Here is a 13800-nt window from a genome sequence, read left to right as displayed (position 1 = left end):
CGCCCATATCTGTCATGATTTTCAGCATGAATGCAGCCTCGATGGACCTCAATGCGGTGCGCATGCTGGTGCAGGTCGCCGAAGCACGCAGCTTCACGGTGGCCGCCGGCCAGCTCGGCCTGAGCCAGTCCGGCCTGTCCCGCGCGATCGGCCGGCTGGAGGCCACGCTGGGGGTGAAGCTGCTGCAGCGGAATACCCGCAACGTGGCGCTGACCCCGGATGGCCGCCAGTTCGTGGAACAGGTGGCCCCCCTGCTGGCCGGCCTGGACGATGCCGAGCGGCAACTGGCCGACCGCCCGTGCACGCCCTCGGGCACGTTGAAGATCAGTGCGCCGTCGATGTTCGGGCGCAAGGTGCTGGTGCCGATGCTGGCGCCGTTGCTGCAACAGCATCCGCAGCTGCAGGTGGAAGCCGTGCTCAGCGACCGCCTGGTCGATCTGGTTGAAGAAGGTTTCGATGCCGCGCTGCGCACCGGCGTCATCGCCGACCAGCGCATCGTCGCGCGGCCCTTGCGGCCGCTGCGCTGGGTGACAGTGGCCAGCCCCGCCTATCTGGCCCGCTGTGGCGCACCGGGCGATGTAGCCTCGCTGCAGGATCACGCCTGCCTGGCGGTGCGCAACCTGCGCAGTGGCCGGCTGGTGGACTGGCAGTTTCTGCAGGACGGGCAACTGCGTGAGGTCACACCACCGACGCGGATGGTGTTCGACAGCGGCGATCCGCTGGTGGAAGCGGCCATCGCCGGTATCGGCATCGTGCAGGTGATGGATTTCGCGGTGGCCGATGCGTTGGCCGACGGCCGCCTGCAGCGCGTGCTGCAGCCCTTCGAGGGCCGCAGCCGCGAACTGTCGTTGATCTACCCGCCGTCGCGCCAGCATTCGCCGAAGCTTCAGGTGCTGGCCGACGCGTTGCTGGCCGGGGACTGGTAGCGCCGGCCGCTGGCCGGCGTCTGCGCGATCCAACCCTTTCCCGGTTGCCGGCCAGCGGCCGGCACTACCGATCAGGCAAAGCTATCGGTGGCGCGTACCAGCGCATCCACGTTCTCGGCTTCGAACGCCGAATGACCCGAGGCCGGGGTGATTTCCAGCTTCGCCTTCGGCCATACCTTGGTCAGGTCCCAGGCGTTGGCCAGCGGGCAGACCACGTCGTAGCGGCCGTGCACGATCACGCCCGGAATATCGGCGATGCGGTGCGCGTCGCGCAGCAGCTGGTCTTCCACTTCGAAGAAGCCGCCGTTGACGAAGTAGTGGTTCTCGATGCGGGCAAACGCCAGCGCGAAATGCGGGTCTTCGTGGCTGTTGATGAAGTCATCATCGACATGCAGGAAGCTGGTCGCGCCTTCCCACACCGCCCACGCCTTGGCCGCTTCCAGGCGGCTGGTTTCGTCGTCGCTGGTCAGGCGGCGGTGGAAGGCCGAGATCAGGTCATGACGCTCCACCGACGGAATCGGCTTCAGGTAGTGCTCCCACGCATCCGGGAACAGGCGGTTGGCGCCTTCCTGGTAGAACCATTCCAGCTCCCAGCGACGCAGCATGAAGATGCCACGCAGGACCAGTTCGGTCACGCGCTGCGGGTGGGTTTCGGCATAGGCCAGGGCCAGGGTCGAACCCCAGCTGCCACCGAACACCTGCCAGCGATCGACCTTGAGGTGTTCGCGCAGCTTCTCGATATCGGCAACGAGGTCCCAGGTGGTGTTGTCCACCAGGTCCGCGTGCGGGGTGGAACGGCCGGCACCGCGCTGGTCAAACAGGATGATGCGGTACTTGGACGGGTCGTGGAACTGGCGCATCTTGTCGCTGCAGCCGCCGCCCGGGCCACCGTGCAGCATCACCACCGGCTTGCCGTCCGGGTTGCCGCACTGTTCGAAGTACAGGGTGTGGCGATCGTCGACCTTCAGGGTGCCGACGTCGTAGGGGGTGATGGCGGGGTACAGCGTACGCATGCGTGCAGCTCCAGGGTGATGCCCTGCCGGGGCAGGAGAACCTCCATTCTAGGCCGGACGCCGGCCCAGGGTGATGCGGTCGCGCTGCTCCAGGTCCTGCACGGTCTGCACCTCGACAAAACCCGCGGCGTCGAACAGCGCGCGGATCGCCTCGCCCTGGTCCCAACCGTGCTCGATCAGCAGCCAACCATCAGGCAGCAGGTGGGCCTGGCCACCGTCGACGATGCGGCGGATGTCATCCAGGCCATCCGGACCCGAGGCCAGCGCGGTGGCCGGTTCGAAGCGCAGGTCACCCTGTTCCAGGTGCGGGTCGTCGCTGGCGATGTACGGTGGGTTGCTGGCAATCAGGTCGAAACGCGCGCCCTGCAGCGGCGCATACCAGTCGTGCCCGCCCTCGGCGAAGCGCACGTTGCGCAGTTCATGGCGCGCGGCGTTGCGCTTGGCCACGGCCAGCGCGCCCGGGCTGGCATCGGTGGCCAGCACCTGCGCCTGCGGCCGCTCGCTGGCCAGCGCCAAGGCGATCGCACCGCTGCCGGTGCCGAGGTCGGCCACCTGCAGGTCGCGATTGGCCGGCAGGCGCTCGAGCGCCAGTTCCACCAGCAGCTCGGTTTCCGGGCGCGGAATCAGCGTGGCCGGGTCGACCTCCAGGTCCAGCGTCCAGAAACCGCGGCGGCCGGTCAGGTAGGCCACCGGCTCACCGGCCACGCGGCGGGCCAGCAGTGCTTCGAAGGTGGCCTGTTCGGCAGCGGCCAGCGGATCGGTGGCATGGGCGAACAGCCAGCTACGCGGGCGCTCCAGTACGTGCAGCAGCAGCAGTTCGGCCTCGTGGCGGGCGTCGATGCCGCCCAGGCGGGCGCCGGCCTCGGCCACGATCTGGCGCAGGGTGGGTTCGGTTTGGGAAGACATGCCTCAATTGTAGAGCCGAGCCGATGCTCGGCTACTTCTGGAACAGCCGAGCGTAGGCTCTGCTCTACAGGTCCACAGCCGAGCATCGGCTCGGCTTACAGATCCACCGTCGAGCATGGCTCGACGCTACAAAAAGCTGGAATCCGTTCAGGTTTCGCCAGAGGGTATAAGGAGGGGCTATCAGCCCTCTTCACACATCCCGGGCGATTTTCCTTGTCACACAAGCAGTTGCAGGATGGGAGCGGCATGGTTCAGTGCTGGCTCATGGCCATTTGATAGACTCCATCTATCAAATAGATGCAATCAATGGATTGTTCTTATCGCCAGCGAGTCGGTAACCTAGCTCCTGTCGATTCACCCACTCCCCTTCACCAGAGGAAAAACGATGTCCCTGATCAACACCCAGATCCAGCCGTTCGAAGCCAACGCTTACCACAATGGCGAGTTCATCAAGGTTTCCGACGCCAGCCTGAAGGGCCAGTGGTCCGTCCTGATCTTCATGCCGGCCGCCTTCACCTTCAACTGCCCGACCGAGATCGAGGACGCGGCTGACCATTACGCCGAGTTCAAGAAGGCCGGCGCCGAGGTCTACATCGTCACCACCGACACCCACTTCTCGCACAAGGTGTGGCACGAAACCTCGCCGGCCGTCGGCAAGGCCCAGTTCCCGCTGGTCGGCGACCCGACCCACCAGCTCACCAATGCCTTCGGCGTGCACATTCCGGAAGAAGGCCTGGCCCTGCGCGGCACCTTCATCATCAACCCGGAAGGCGTGATCAAGACCCTGGAGATCCACTCCAACGAGATCGCCCGTGACGTGTCCGAGACCCTGCGCAAGCTGAAGGCTGCCCAGTTCACCGCCGCCAACCCGAACCAGGTCTGCCCGGCCAAGTGGAAGGAAGGCGAGAAGACCCTGACCCCGTCGCTGGACCTGGTCGGCAAGATCTAACGCAGTACCGGCCTGCCGTGGCCCCACGCCACGGCGCGCCTTTCATCCCCGTGCCGGTCCCCCCGCCGGCGTGGGGGTGAACCCAAGACAGCCAACGCGCGCCAGCCTTGGCCAGCCAGCCCCTTCCACGGTCGCTGTCTTGGGTTCACCCCTACCCCCTGCTGGTCCGCTACCTTCTACAGCGGTGCCACGCCCCCTGTTTGCCTGAAGCCAGGAGATGACCCGATGTTGGACGCCAACCTGCAGTCGCAGCTGAAGACCTATCTGGAGCGCGTGACCCGCCCGATCCAGATCACCGCGCACGCCGACGACGGCGCCAAGTCGCAGGAAATGCTGGAACTGCTGCAGACCCTGGAAAGCCTGTCGGACAAGATCTCGCTGCAGGTGCTGCGTGACGGCCAGGGCCGAGTGCCCTCGTTCGACCTGGGCACGCCGGGCCAGGATATCCACCTGACCTTCGCCGGCCTGCCGATGGGCCACGAGTTCACCTCGCTGGTGCTGGCCCTGCTGCAGGTGGGCGGCCACCCGTCCAAGGCCACCGCCGAGCTGATCGAACAGGTGCAGAACCTGGAAGGCGAGTACCGGTTCGAAACCTACTTCTCGCTGTCCTGCCAGAACTGCCCGGACGTGGTGCAGGCGCTGAACCTGGCGGCGGTGCTCAACCCGCGCATCCAGCACGTGGCCATCGACGGTGCCCTGTTCCAGGACGAAGTCGAGGAGCGCGAGATCATGTCGGTGCCGACCGTGTACCTCAACGGTGAAGTGTTCGACCAGGGCCGCATGACCCTCGAGCAGATCGTAGCCAAGCTGGACACCAATGCCAGCAAGCGCGATGCCGAGAAGATCGCCGCCAAGGACGCCTTCGACGTGCTGGTGGTGGGCGGTGGCCCGGCTGGCGCGGCAGCAGCGATCTACGCCGCACGCAAGGGCATCCGCACCGGCATCGCCGCCGAGCGTTTCGGTGGCCAGGTGCTGGACACCATGGCGATCGAGAACTTCATTTCGGTGAAGGAGACCGAAGGCCCGAAGCTGGCCACGGCGCTGGAACAGCACGTGCGCGAGTACGAGGTGGACATCATGAACCTGCAGCGCGCCAGCGCGCTGGTGCCGGCCGGTGAAGACGGCCTGGTGCAGGTGCAGCTGGAGAACGGCGCGGTGCTGAAGTCGCGTTCGGTGATCCTGTCCACCGGCGCACGCTGGCGGCAGATGAACGTGCCGGGCGAGGACCAGTACCGCAACAAGGGCGTGGCCTACTGCCCGCATTGCGATGGCCCGCTGTTCAAGGGCAAGCGCGTGGCGGTGATCGGCGGCGGCAACTCCGGTGTGGAAGCGGCCATCGACCTGGCCGGCATCGTGTCGCATGTGACCCTGCTGGAATTCGATTCCAGCCTGCGCGCCGATGAAGTACTGCAGAAGAAGCTGCGCAGCCTGGCCAACGTCACCGTGCTGACCAGCGCGCAGACCACCGAGGTGCTGGGCGACGGCAGCCGTGTCACCGGCCTGGTCTACAAGGACCGCGTCGGCGGCGACGCCCACCGCGTCGAGCTGGAAGGCATCTTCGTGCAGATCGGCCTGCTGCCCAACACCGAGTGGCTGAAGGACACCGTGGCGCTGTCGCCGCGTGGCGAGGTCGTCATCGACGACCGCGGCCAGACCAACCTGCCGGGTGTGTTCGCTGCTGGCGATTGCACGACGGTACCCTACAAGCAGATCATCATCGCCATGGGCGCCGGTTCGACCGCCGCACTGAGCGCGTTCGACCACCTGATCCGCTCGTCGGTGAGCAGCAGCAGCGGTGCCGTTGCTGAAGCGGCCTGATCCACCGTTCCCAGATCACCGGGAACATTGTCTGCCTGTCGGGTAACCACGCCGTCAGCCGGTCCGTTACCCCTGGGGTGTAAGGATGAACCTACGTGATCTGAAGTACCTGGTAGCCCTGGCCGACCACAAGCATTTCGGCCGGGCTGCCGCCTCCTGCTTCGTCAGCCAGCCAACGCTGTCCACGCAGATCCGCAAGCTGGAAGAAGAGCTGGGCCTGCCGCTGGTGGAACGCGCACCGCGCAAGGTGATGCTGACCCCGGCCGGCCAGGAGGCTGCCGCGCGGGCGCGGGTGATCGTGTCCGAAGTGGAACAGCTGAAGGAAGCGGCGCGACGCAGCCGCGACCCGGAAGCCGGTACGGTGCGCCTGGGGATCTTCCCGACCCTGGGCCCGTACCTGCTGCCGCATGTGATCCCGCGCATCCGCGATCGCTTCCCGGAGCTGGAACTGCTGCTGGTCGAGGAAAAGAGCGATGTGCTGCTCGACCGCCTGCGCGAAGGCAAACTCGATGCTGCGCTGCTGGCCCTGCCGGTGATCGACGACCAGCTGCACGCCGAGTTCCTGTTCGAAGAACCGTTCCTGCTGGCTGTTTCCGGGCGCCACCCGCTGGCCCGTCGCGAACACCTGGACGTGCAGGAACTGGCCACGCAGAAGCTGCTGCTGCTGGAAGACGGGCATTGCCTGCGCGACCAGGCACTGGAAGTCTGCCGCCTGTTCGGCGCCAACGAGAAGTCCGAGTTCCGCGCCACCAGCCTGGAGACGCTGCGGCAGATGGTTGCCGCCGACGTCGGCATCACCCTGCTGCCGAGCCTGTCGGTGCAACCGCCGGTCCCGCGCTCGAACAACATCCGCCTGCTCGATTTCACCGGTGAAGGCCGTCCCAGCCGCCGCATCGCCATGATCTGGCGCCGCAGCTCGGCCATGAACGACTTCCTGATGGAGCTGGCCGACCAGTTCAAGCGCCTGCCGCAGGCGCTGTTCACCCTGGAGGCGGTCAACACCGCCGGCGACACTGCCGCCCTGCCCGGCCCCGCGCTGAACGGCTGAGCCCCCGCAGTACCGGCCTGGAATCGGCAGGAGTCGATTCCGGCCGCATTTGTCCCCACAATACAGACAGGCGGCGCCAGCAGGTGCCGCCTTTTGCATGGCTTTCAACCAAGGAGCTTCACCATGAGTACCGCCAGCGGCCTGCCGCCGTCGATCACCGTTTCCACCTTCGACATGGACCGCCTGGACGCCATGCTCGAATCCCCTGCGCTGAGCCAGACGCCTGCCGCGCTCGCGCTTGCTGAAGAACTCAACCGTGCCACCGTGCTGGCACCGGACCAGATTCCCGAAGGCATCGTCATGATGCATTCGCGCGTGGAGTGCGAAGATGAAGTCTCGGGCGAGAAGCACGTCCTGACCCTGGTCTTCCCCCGCGAAGCCAACGTCGATGAAGGCAAGGTTTCCGTGCTGGCCCCGGTCGGCAGTGCCCTGCTCGGCCTTTCGATCGGCCAGAGCATCGACTGGAATGCGCCCGGCGGCCGCAAGCTGCGCCTGCGCGTGACCGCGGTCCACAACGACCGCCCCTGATTACCGCTGCGCACCGCGCGCGATTCGATCCCCCTGCACCAGGAGCCGTAATGAGTACCCCGTCCAAACTGTCCCAGCTGCGCGAACTGTCCGTGGTCGTTGCCGATACCGGTGACTACGACGCCATCAAGCGCCTGCAGCCGGTGGACTGCACCACCAACCCGACCCTGGTGAAGAAGGCGCTGGACCTGCCGGTCTACGCCGAGCTGATCGAACGCGAACTGGCCTGGGGCCGCCAGCAGAGTGGCGACCGCGAAGCCGTGGTGCATGCCGTGGCCGACCGCCTGACCATCGGCGTCGGCGCGCTGCTGAGCACGCTGGTGCCGGGCCGCGTGTCCACCGAAGTGGATGCCGACCAGGCTTACGACACCGCCGCCACCGTGGCCAAGGCCCGCCAGTTCATCCAGATGTACGCTGATGCAGACGTGCCGCGCGAGAAGATCCTGATCAAGATCGCCGCGACCTGGGAAGGCGTGGAAGCCGCGCGCATCCTGCAGGCCGAGGGTATCGACTGCAACCTGACCCTGATCTTCAACCCGACCCAGGCGCTGGCCTGCAGCGAAGCCGGCGCGTTCCTGATCTCGCCGTTCGTCGGCCGCATCCTCGATTGGTACGTGGCCAACGGCCAGACCCCGGCCAGCATCGACGAAGACCCGGGCGTGAAGTTCGTGCGTGGCGTGTATGCCGAATTCAAGCGTCGCGGTTCGTCGACGGTGGTGATGGGTGCCTCCTTCCGTTCGACCGCGCAGATCGAAGCGCTGGCCGGCTGCGACCGCCTGACGATTTCGCCGGACCTGCTGGAGAAGCTGGACGCCGACCACGGCGAGCTGCCGCGCAAGCTGGTGGCCGGTGCCGCCGACGGCGTGGCGGTGACCCCGATCGATGCGGCGAAGTTCGCAGCGGATCTGGCGGCCGATCCGATGGCGACCGAGAAGCTGGCGACCGGCATCGATGCGTTTGCCAAGGATCTGCAGGGGCTGCGCGAACGCATTCGTTCGGAACTGTGAGGATTTCGGCCAACGGCTGAGCCCCTCGTGGCGGATCGGTTGGTCGCGAAGAGCCGATCATGCGGTTGGCAGGGTGGGTAGGCCGTGCAGGGGACGCTGCAAGTACGTCCCTGTAAGCTCGGTCGCCGCATCCATGCGGCTCACGCCCCTGCACGGCCTACCCACCCTGCCTTCGACAGTTTCCTGCGGCCGCCCGCCACGGAAGAAGGAAAGAAGAGCAACAGCGGGTCGCGCGCTTCGCTTGCTCGGAGCCGAGCATGGCTCGGCTCTACAAGGGCAATGCAGAACCAAACAAAAAGGACGCGGCGAACGCCGCGTCCTTTTTGTTTTCCATCAGTTCGTCAGTAACCCAATGCTCTTTCCCACCGTCACCGGGAAACTGTCGGGGGTGGGGCGGTGTGGGTTGGCAGGACCGTTGGCGCCATGGGCCCGAGGCATGCCTCTGGCGGGTTGGGCAGGACGCCCAACCCCGGTCTTGCCGTGTGCGCAGGACAGCGCACACGAGCAAGGCGCCATCGAGCCCCCAAGGACGGGTTTACGGCGTGTCCTGCCAACCCACACCGCCCCACCCAACAAGCAGCAACCCAGAGCCGCTTTGGCTTTGGCTTTCAGCCGTTGACGTTGCCCGCCGCAGGCGGACCACCGCGCGTCAGCGCGGCGCCTCCACATCCAACCCGATCGGGCAGCTCACGCCAGTGCCACCAATCCCGCAGTAACCGTTCGGGTTCTTCGCCAGGTACTGCTGGTGGTAATCCTCGGCGTAGTAATACTCAGGCGCCGGATACACGATCTCGGTGGTGATCGGGCCATAACCGGCGGCGTCCAGCTGCGCCTGGTAGGCCTCGCGGCTGGCCAGCGCTGCCTTGTACTGCGCCTCGTCGGTGGCGTGGATCGCCGAGCGGTACTGGGTGCCGGTGTCGTTGCCCTGGCGCATGCCCTGGGTCGGGTCGTGGCTCTCCCAGAACAGCTGCAGCAGCCGCTCCAGGCTCACCACCGCCGGGTCGAACACCACCTGCACCACTTCGGTGTGGCCGGTCAGGCCCGAGCAGACCTCTTCATAGGTCGGGTTCGGGGTAATGCCGCCGGCATAGCCGACCGAGGTGCTGTACACGCCCGGTTCGGTCCAGAACTTGCGCTCGGCGCCCCAGAAGCAGCCCAGCGCGAAACGGATCTGCTGCAGGCCGGCGAAACGGTCCTTCAGCGGATGGCTGTTCACGAAGTGCTGGTTGCTGTGCAGCGGCAGCGGTTGGTCACGCCCCGGTAGTGCTTCTTCCGGGCGCGGCAGGCGCTGCTTGAAGGCGCCGATGCCGAGGATGCCCTGGCCAATTCCCAACATGATGCGCTCCTACGCCGGAAGTCCGGCTATGTCGTCTGCATCTGAGATGGGGGCGTCCGGTGCGTGGCCCAAGTCCAGCGCCGCCACGATGTCCTCGGCCTGCGGCCGCGCCGCGTCGGGGATGCCCACCCGCAGCACGCCGAACAGCGGCAGCTCGCCCATGCCACCCAGCAGCGACTCGCCGAACACGAAGGCCGGGATGCCGGCATCTTCCAGCGCGTGCTTGACCAGGTGGGCGTCGAACAGGTTGTCGGCCTTGTACACGATGTGCATGCGGCGGCTCCATGGGACATGGGGTCCAGCATACGCCCGGGGGCTGAATGGTGGTGGTGACGGCGCGTGACCATTCCGCCGGCCAGCCCTACCGGGCAGCCCTGCCCCGTACGCGCTAGACTGTTGGTCTTTCTGCCTTTCTTTTCGCCGACTCATGTCCGAGCACACCCCCGCCAGCCCCGAGACCCCCGCCGACAGCCACGAAAAGCGCGATTTCATCCGCCAGATCGTGCGCGAGGACCTGGCCAGCGGAAAGCACCAGGCAATCAAGACCCGCTTCCCGCCGGAGCCGAACGGCTACCTGCACATCGGCCACGCCAAGTCGATCTGCCTGAACTTCGGCATCGCCGGTGAATTCAGCGGCGTCTGCAACCTGCGTTTCGACGACACCAACCCGGCCAAGGAAGATCCGGAATACGTGGCCGCGATCCAGGACGACGTGCGCTGGCTGGGCTTCAGCTGGAACGAGCTGCGCCACGCCTCGGACTACTTCCAGACTTATTACCTGGCCGCCGAGAAGCTGATCGAACAGGGCAAGGCCTATGTCTGCGACCTGTCGGCCGAGGAAGTGCGCGCTTACCGCGGCACCCTGACCGAGCCGGGCCGCCCGTCGCCGTGGCGCGACCGCAGCGTCGAGGAAAACCTCGACCTGTTCCGCCGCATGCGGGCCGGTGAATTCCCGGATGGCGCGCGTACCCTGCGCGCCAAGATCGACATGGCCAGCGGCAACATCAACCTGCGCGATCCGGCGCTGTACCGCATCAAGCACGTCGAGCACCAGAACACCGGCAACGCGTGGCCGATCTACCCGATGTACGACTTCGCCCATGCGCTGGGTGATTCGATCGAGGGCATCACCCACTCGCTGTGCACGCTGGAATTCGAAGACCACCGCCCGCTGTACGACTGGTGCGTGGACAACGTCGATTTCGCCCATGACGATGCGCTGACCCAACCGCTGGTCGACGCCGGCCTGCCGCGCGAAGCAGCCAAGCCGCGCCAGATCGAGTTCTCGCGCCTGAACATCAACTACACGGTGATGAGCAAGCGCAAGCTGATGGCGCTGGTCACCGAACAGCTGGTGGACGGCTGGGAAGACCCGCGCATGCCGACCCTGCAGGGCCTGCGTCGCCGTGGCTATACCCCTGCGGCGATGCGCCTGTTCGCCGAACGCGTGGGCATCAGCAAGCAGAACTCGCTGATCGACTTCAGCGTGCTGGAAGGCGCGCTGCGCGAAGACCTGGACAGTGCCGCGCCGCGCCGCATGGCGGTGATCGATCCGGTCAAGCTGGTGCTGACCAACCTGCCGGAAGGCCACGAAGAACAGCTGACCTTCAGCAACCACCCGAAGGACGAGAGCTTCGGCAGCCGCGAAGTACCGTTCGCACGCGAAGTGTGGATCGACCGCGAGGACTTCGCCGAAGTACCGCCGAAGGGCTGGAAGCGCCTGGTCCCGGGTGGCGAAGTGCGCCTGCGCGGCGCCGGCATCATCCGCTGCGATGAAGTGATCAAGGATGCCGACGGCACCATCACCGAGCTGCGCGGCTGGCTGGATCCGGAATCGCGTCCGGGCATGGAAGGCGCCAACCGCAAGGTCAAGGGCACCATCCACTGGGTCAGCGCCGTGCACGGCGTACCGGCCGAGATCCGCCTGTATGACCGCCTGTTCTCGGTGGCCAATCCGGACGACGAATCGGAAGGCAAGACCTACCGCGACTACCTCAACCCGGAATCGCGCCGCACCGTCACCGGCTATGTCGAGCCGGCCGCGGCCAGCGCCGCGCCGGAGCAGTCGTTCCAGTTCGAGCGTACCGGCTACTTCGTGGCCGACCGCCGCGACCACACCGAGGCCAAGCCGGTGTTCAACCGCAGCGTGACCCTGCGCGACACCTGGTCGGCCTGAGGACCTGCGCGGGCGCCGGGAAGGCGCCCGCACGAACCCTACGATGATCACCGCCCTTTCCGCCCTGCTCTGGTTCATCTCGCAGCATCCGCTGCTGACGTTCTTTTCGGCGATGGTGCTGGCCGGGCTGGTCTCGTGGTGGCGGCGCTTTCCGGGCTACGCCATCGTGGTGTTCCCGCTGGCGATGCTCAACATCTTCCTCGGCCACTTTCTCAACGCCGCCTTCCTCAACGTGGTGGGCGAGCGCGGTGAAGCGGTGATCGTGAAGTCCGAGCGGACCAGCTCGACGATGAACGAGCAGTACATCTGGCGCTACGAAGCGGTACTGCGCACTGCCGAAGGCCGCGATGTGGAAGTGGTGTTCCACACCAACACCGCCTCGCTGTGGCCGCTGGAGAACGCGATCCGCATCCCGGCGCCCGACCAGCCATTCGTGGTGAAGTACACGCCGGGTTTCCCGCGCAACTTCGTCATCCTCACCAACGAATCCCCGCACGGCATCGCCCAGGCCCGTGCCACTGCGCGCGAGCGCGTGGAGGTGGCGGCACGCAAGCTGCACTTCAGCCCGGGCAATGCCGGTTTCCGCGCGGACTATCGCCGCGAGCTGGAAACCTGGCTGCGCGACCACGGCAACGATCCGCAGCAGCAATCCGACGCGCGGCGATATCGCGCCGAACTCGACGCCCTGTGAAGCTGGGGTTGCTTCTTACGTTACGAGAATCCGATTGACAGGTCGGTTGAGAGGAATCACGCATGAAGATTGATCGCGATTTCATGATTTTCTGCGCCGCGTTCTCAGGGATCGCTGAAGGAAAGAAGTGTGTCGGCATACAAGGAAGCGAGTCGGAGCCCTTCATGCTGAAGGTGTACAGCGAATATCTCTCGACTTCACATCCAAAACCCGACATCAAGTGGATCGACTCTGTCCCTGGCGCAATCCAAGCATGGATGATCGAAACGATCGACAGGTACTTCCTCTCGATGGACAAAGCACCTCGTTGGGTACGTGAACCCAGCTGGCGCTTCATTGATGACAACCCCATGGTCTTTGTCAGCCAGATAGATCTTGAAGACAACGCGACAATGAGGAACAACGCTTCGGCAGGTGAGGTTCTTTATCTGTTCAGCGGCAGACAACCGTGCGACGGGGGCTGGGAGCTGAAGGTGAAGCTTCTCAAGCAAGACAAAGCGACTCCCGGAACAAGCTACCTTGGTTAGTTCGGGCTGGACCGGCACTTCATGCATTTTTGAGACACCAGGCCATGCCTATTGGCGGCATTCCTCTTACCAACCTGCCTTTATGACCGACAGTGCTTCTCCACTCCTCCCGCTGCTGCAGCAGGTCCTGCAGGACGCCGACACCGCCAGCCGCGTCGACGGCAACGCGCTGCTGCTGGACAGCGGCCTGCGCCTGACCCCGCATGCGATGGCGGCACACGCGCGCGACAACGGCGGCTGGCAGACCTCCACGGTCATCGAGATCGAGCACCCCGCGCTGTTCGCCGATGGCCTGTTCGAGTACCAGCACGCCAACGGTGCCGATGAGCAGGCGTCGCTGCTGTCCGGCTTCCAGACCTGGGTGCGGGTGGACCTGGCGACCCTGCAGACCGCGATCGGCGCCGAAGATGCACAGGGCCTGCCGATGCTGGGCCTGACCTATCCGGCCAGCGACGACGGCGAGGAACACGAACGCACCGTGGTGCTGGGGCCGTTGGCGCACTACCGCGTGCAGGAGGTGGATGCCTCCACCTGCAGCGAGGACGACCACGGTTCCTGCCCTTGCTGCCTGTTCACCAAGAGCATGGACGCCTTCGACGAGCTGCTGAAAGCCCGCCAGTTCCTGGCCATCCGCCTGTTCGCCTCGCGCGATGCCGATGGCCTGTGCGAGGCCGATTGCCGGGTCAATGGCCACGACTTCGCCGCCGCCCTGCCGCTGCTGCGCGCCTACGCCGCCAGCTGGCCGCAGGCCGGGCTGGAATTCCGCAAGCAGTACGTGGTGATCCGCACCGGCTCGCCGGGCTGACCCGCCGCCACACCCGATACAGGCCGGTGCAGCTACACTGCGCGCCGGTTTCCCAAGCAACCGCACTTTT

At 65.9% G+C, this 13800-nt stretch carries 14 protein-coding genes; 10 read left to right on the top strand and 4 right to left on the bottom strand.

Going from position 1 to position 13800, the window contains the following annotated elements; all coding sequences use genetic code 11:
• The first annotated feature begins 41 nt into the window (after positions 1–41).
• Complete coding sequence (locus tag M1L61_RS03605) at positions 42–926, top strand: LysR family transcriptional regulator (protein WP_019337039.1); 885 nt, start codon at positions 42–44, stop codon at positions 924–926.
• Between the two features lie 71 nt (positions 927–997).
• Here M1L61_RS03605 and pip read toward each other — a convergent pair whose 3' ends face one another.
• Positions 998–1939: a prolyl aminopeptidase gene (gene pip / locus M1L61_RS03600; RefSeq protein WP_197601715.1), complete on the bottom strand. Its 942-nt coding sequence runs from the start codon at positions 1937–1939 to the stop codon at positions 998–1000.
• A 48-nt stretch (positions 1940–1987) separates the two neighbouring features.
• Positions 1988–2845, bottom strand: coding sequence for a peptide chain release factor N(5)-glutamine methyltransferase (gene prmC, locus M1L61_RS03595; RefSeq protein ID WP_248854341.1), 858 nt, complete (start codon positions 2843–2845; stop codon positions 1988–1990).
• Positions 2846–3230: 385 nt separating this feature from the next.
• Here prmC and ahpC point away from each other — a divergent pair, with 385 nt between their 5' ends.
• The 5 genes from ahpC to M1L61_RS03570 all read left to right on the top strand — a co-directional run bounded on the left by ahpC (position 3231) and on the right by M1L61_RS03570 (position 8195).
• Positions 3231–3794 (top strand): alkyl hydroperoxide reductase subunit C, encoded by a 564-nt coding sequence (ahpC, locus tag M1L61_RS03590; RefSeq protein ID WP_005408159.1) that lies wholly within the window; start codon positions 3231–3233, stop codon positions 3792–3794.
• Between the two features lie 225 nt (positions 3795–4019).
• On the top strand, positions 4020–5612 hold the full coding sequence (ahpF, locus tag M1L61_RS03585; RefSeq protein ID WP_049480222.1) for an alkyl hydroperoxide reductase subunit F: 1593 nt from the start codon (positions 4020–4022) through the stop codon (positions 5610–5612).
• 85 nt (positions 5613–5697) lie between these two features.
• The gene (locus M1L61_RS03580) at positions 5698–6660 is read left to right on the top strand and encodes a LysR substrate-binding domain-containing protein (RefSeq protein ID WP_010481807.1); all 963 of its coding nucleotides are present in this window, start codon (positions 5698–5700) and stop codon (positions 6658–6660) included.
• A gap of 123 nt (positions 6661–6783) precedes the next feature.
• Entirely contained in the window at positions 6784–7188 is a 405-nt protein-coding gene (rnk, locus tag M1L61_RS03575; protein ID WP_005408156.1) for a nucleoside diphosphate kinase regulator, read from the top strand.
• Between the two features lie 50 nt (positions 7189–7238).
• Positions 7239–8195 carry a transaldolase gene (locus tag M1L61_RS03570; RefSeq protein WP_248854340.1) on the top strand — a complete coding sequence of 319 codons (957 nt, stop codon included), beginning with the start codon at positions 7239–7241 and terminating at the stop codon, positions 8193–8195.
• 649 nt (positions 8196–8844) lie between these two features.
• Here the strand turns inward: M1L61_RS03570 and msrA are convergent.
• Together msrA and M1L61_RS03560 are read right to left on the bottom strand one after the other, a co-directional pair.
• Positions 8845–9510, bottom strand: a complete 666-nt coding sequence (gene msrA, locus M1L61_RS03565; protein ID WP_029550714.1) for a peptide-methionine (S)-S-oxide reductase MsrA — start codon at positions 9508–9510, stop codon at positions 8845–8847.
• A gap of 30 nt (positions 9511–9540) precedes the next feature.
• Positions 9541–9804: a DUF2007 domain-containing protein gene (locus M1L61_RS03560; RefSeq protein WP_010481810.1), complete on the bottom strand. Its 264-nt coding sequence runs from the start codon at positions 9802–9804 to the stop codon at positions 9541–9543.
• 154 nt (positions 9805–9958) lie between these two features.
• Between M1L61_RS03560 and M1L61_RS03555 the strand changes: the two genes are divergently transcribed.
• The 4 genes from M1L61_RS03555 to M1L61_RS03540 all read left to right on the top strand — a co-directional run bounded on the left by M1L61_RS03555 (position 9959) and on the right by M1L61_RS03540 (position 13730).
• Positions 9959–11707, top strand: coding sequence for a glutamine--tRNA ligase/YqeY domain fusion protein (locus tag M1L61_RS03555; protein ID WP_019337032.1), 1749 nt, complete (start codon positions 9959–9961; stop codon positions 11705–11707).
• Positions 11708–11750: 43 nt separating this feature from the next.
• Positions 11751–12398 carry a hypothetical protein gene (locus tag M1L61_RS03550; RefSeq protein ID WP_248854339.1) on the top strand — a complete coding sequence of 216 codons (648 nt, stop codon included), beginning with the start codon at positions 11751–11753 and terminating at the stop codon, positions 12396–12398.
• Positions 12399–12460: 62 nt separating this feature from the next.
• Positions 12461–12925 carry a hypothetical protein gene (locus tag M1L61_RS03545; protein ID WP_191863296.1) on the top strand — a complete coding sequence of 155 codons (465 nt, stop codon included), beginning with the start codon at positions 12461–12463 and terminating at the stop codon, positions 12923–12925.
• Positions 12926–13007: 82 nt separating this feature from the next.
• Positions 13008–13730 (top strand): DUF6348 family protein, encoded by a 723-nt coding sequence (locus M1L61_RS03540; protein WP_248854338.1) that lies wholly within the window; start codon positions 13008–13010, stop codon positions 13728–13730.
• The last annotated feature ends 70 nt before the right edge of the window (positions 13731–13800 follow it).

The sequence above is a fragment of the Stenotrophomonas sp. NY11291 genome, from assembly GCF_023277365.1.
In the GTDB taxonomy this organism is placed as follows: Bacteria; Pseudomonadota; Gammaproteobacteria; order Xanthomonadales; family Xanthomonadaceae; genus Stenotrophomonas; species Stenotrophomonas geniculata.
The sequence above is the reverse complement of the archived record's forward strand: the minus strand, read 5'-3'. Positions and strand labels throughout refer to the sequence as shown.

Bases quoted from the DNA above. Each gene is read 5' to 3' on its own strand.
- M1L61_RS03570 (WP_248854340.1), top strand. From the start codon at position 7,239: ATGAGTACCCCGTCCAAACTGTCCCAGCTGCGCGAACTGTCCGTGGTC.
- M1L61_RS03555 (WP_019337032.1), top strand. From the start codon at position 9,959: ATGTCCGAGCACACCCCCGCCAGCCCCGAGACCCCCGCCGACAGCCAC.
- M1L61_RS03550 (WP_248854339.1), top strand. From the start codon at position 11,751: ATGATCACCGCCCTTTCCGCCCTGCTCTGGTTCATCTCGCAGCATCCG.
- M1L61_RS03540 (WP_248854338.1), top strand. From the start codon at position 13,008: ATGACCGACAGTGCTTCTCCACTCCTCCCGCTGCTGCAGCAGGTCCTG.
- M1L61_RS03580 (WP_010481807.1), top strand. From the start codon at position 5,698: ATGAACCTACGTGATCTGAAGTACCTGGTAGCCCTGGCCGACCACAAG.
- ahpC (WP_005408159.1), top strand. From the start codon at position 3,231: ATGTCCCTGATCAACACCCAGATCCAGCCGTTCGAAGCCAACGCTTAC.
- prmC (WP_248854341.1), bottom strand. From the start codon at position 2,845: ATGTCTTCCCAAACCGAACCCACCCTGCGCCAGATCGTGGCCGAGGCC.
- ahpF (WP_049480222.1), top strand. From the start codon at position 4,020: ATGTTGGACGCCAACCTGCAGTCGCAGCTGAAGACCTATCTGGAGCGC.
- M1L61_RS03560 (WP_010481810.1), bottom strand. From the start codon at position 9,804: ATGCACATCGTGTACAAGGCCGACAACCTGTTCGACGCCCACCTGGTC.
- M1L61_RS03545 (WP_191863296.1), top strand. From the start codon at position 12,461: ATGAAGATTGATCGCGATTTCATGATTTTCTGCGCCGCGTTCTCAGGG.
- M1L61_RS03605 (WP_019337039.1), top strand. From the start codon at position 42: ATGGACCTCAATGCGGTGCGCATGCTGGTGCAGGTCGCCGAAGCACGC.
- pip (WP_197601715.1), bottom strand. From the start codon at position 1,939: ATGCGTACGCTGTACCCCGCCATCACCCCCTACGACGTCGGCACCCTG.
- rnk (WP_005408156.1), top strand. From the start codon at position 6,784: ATGAGTACCGCCAGCGGCCTGCCGCCGTCGATCACCGTTTCCACCTTC.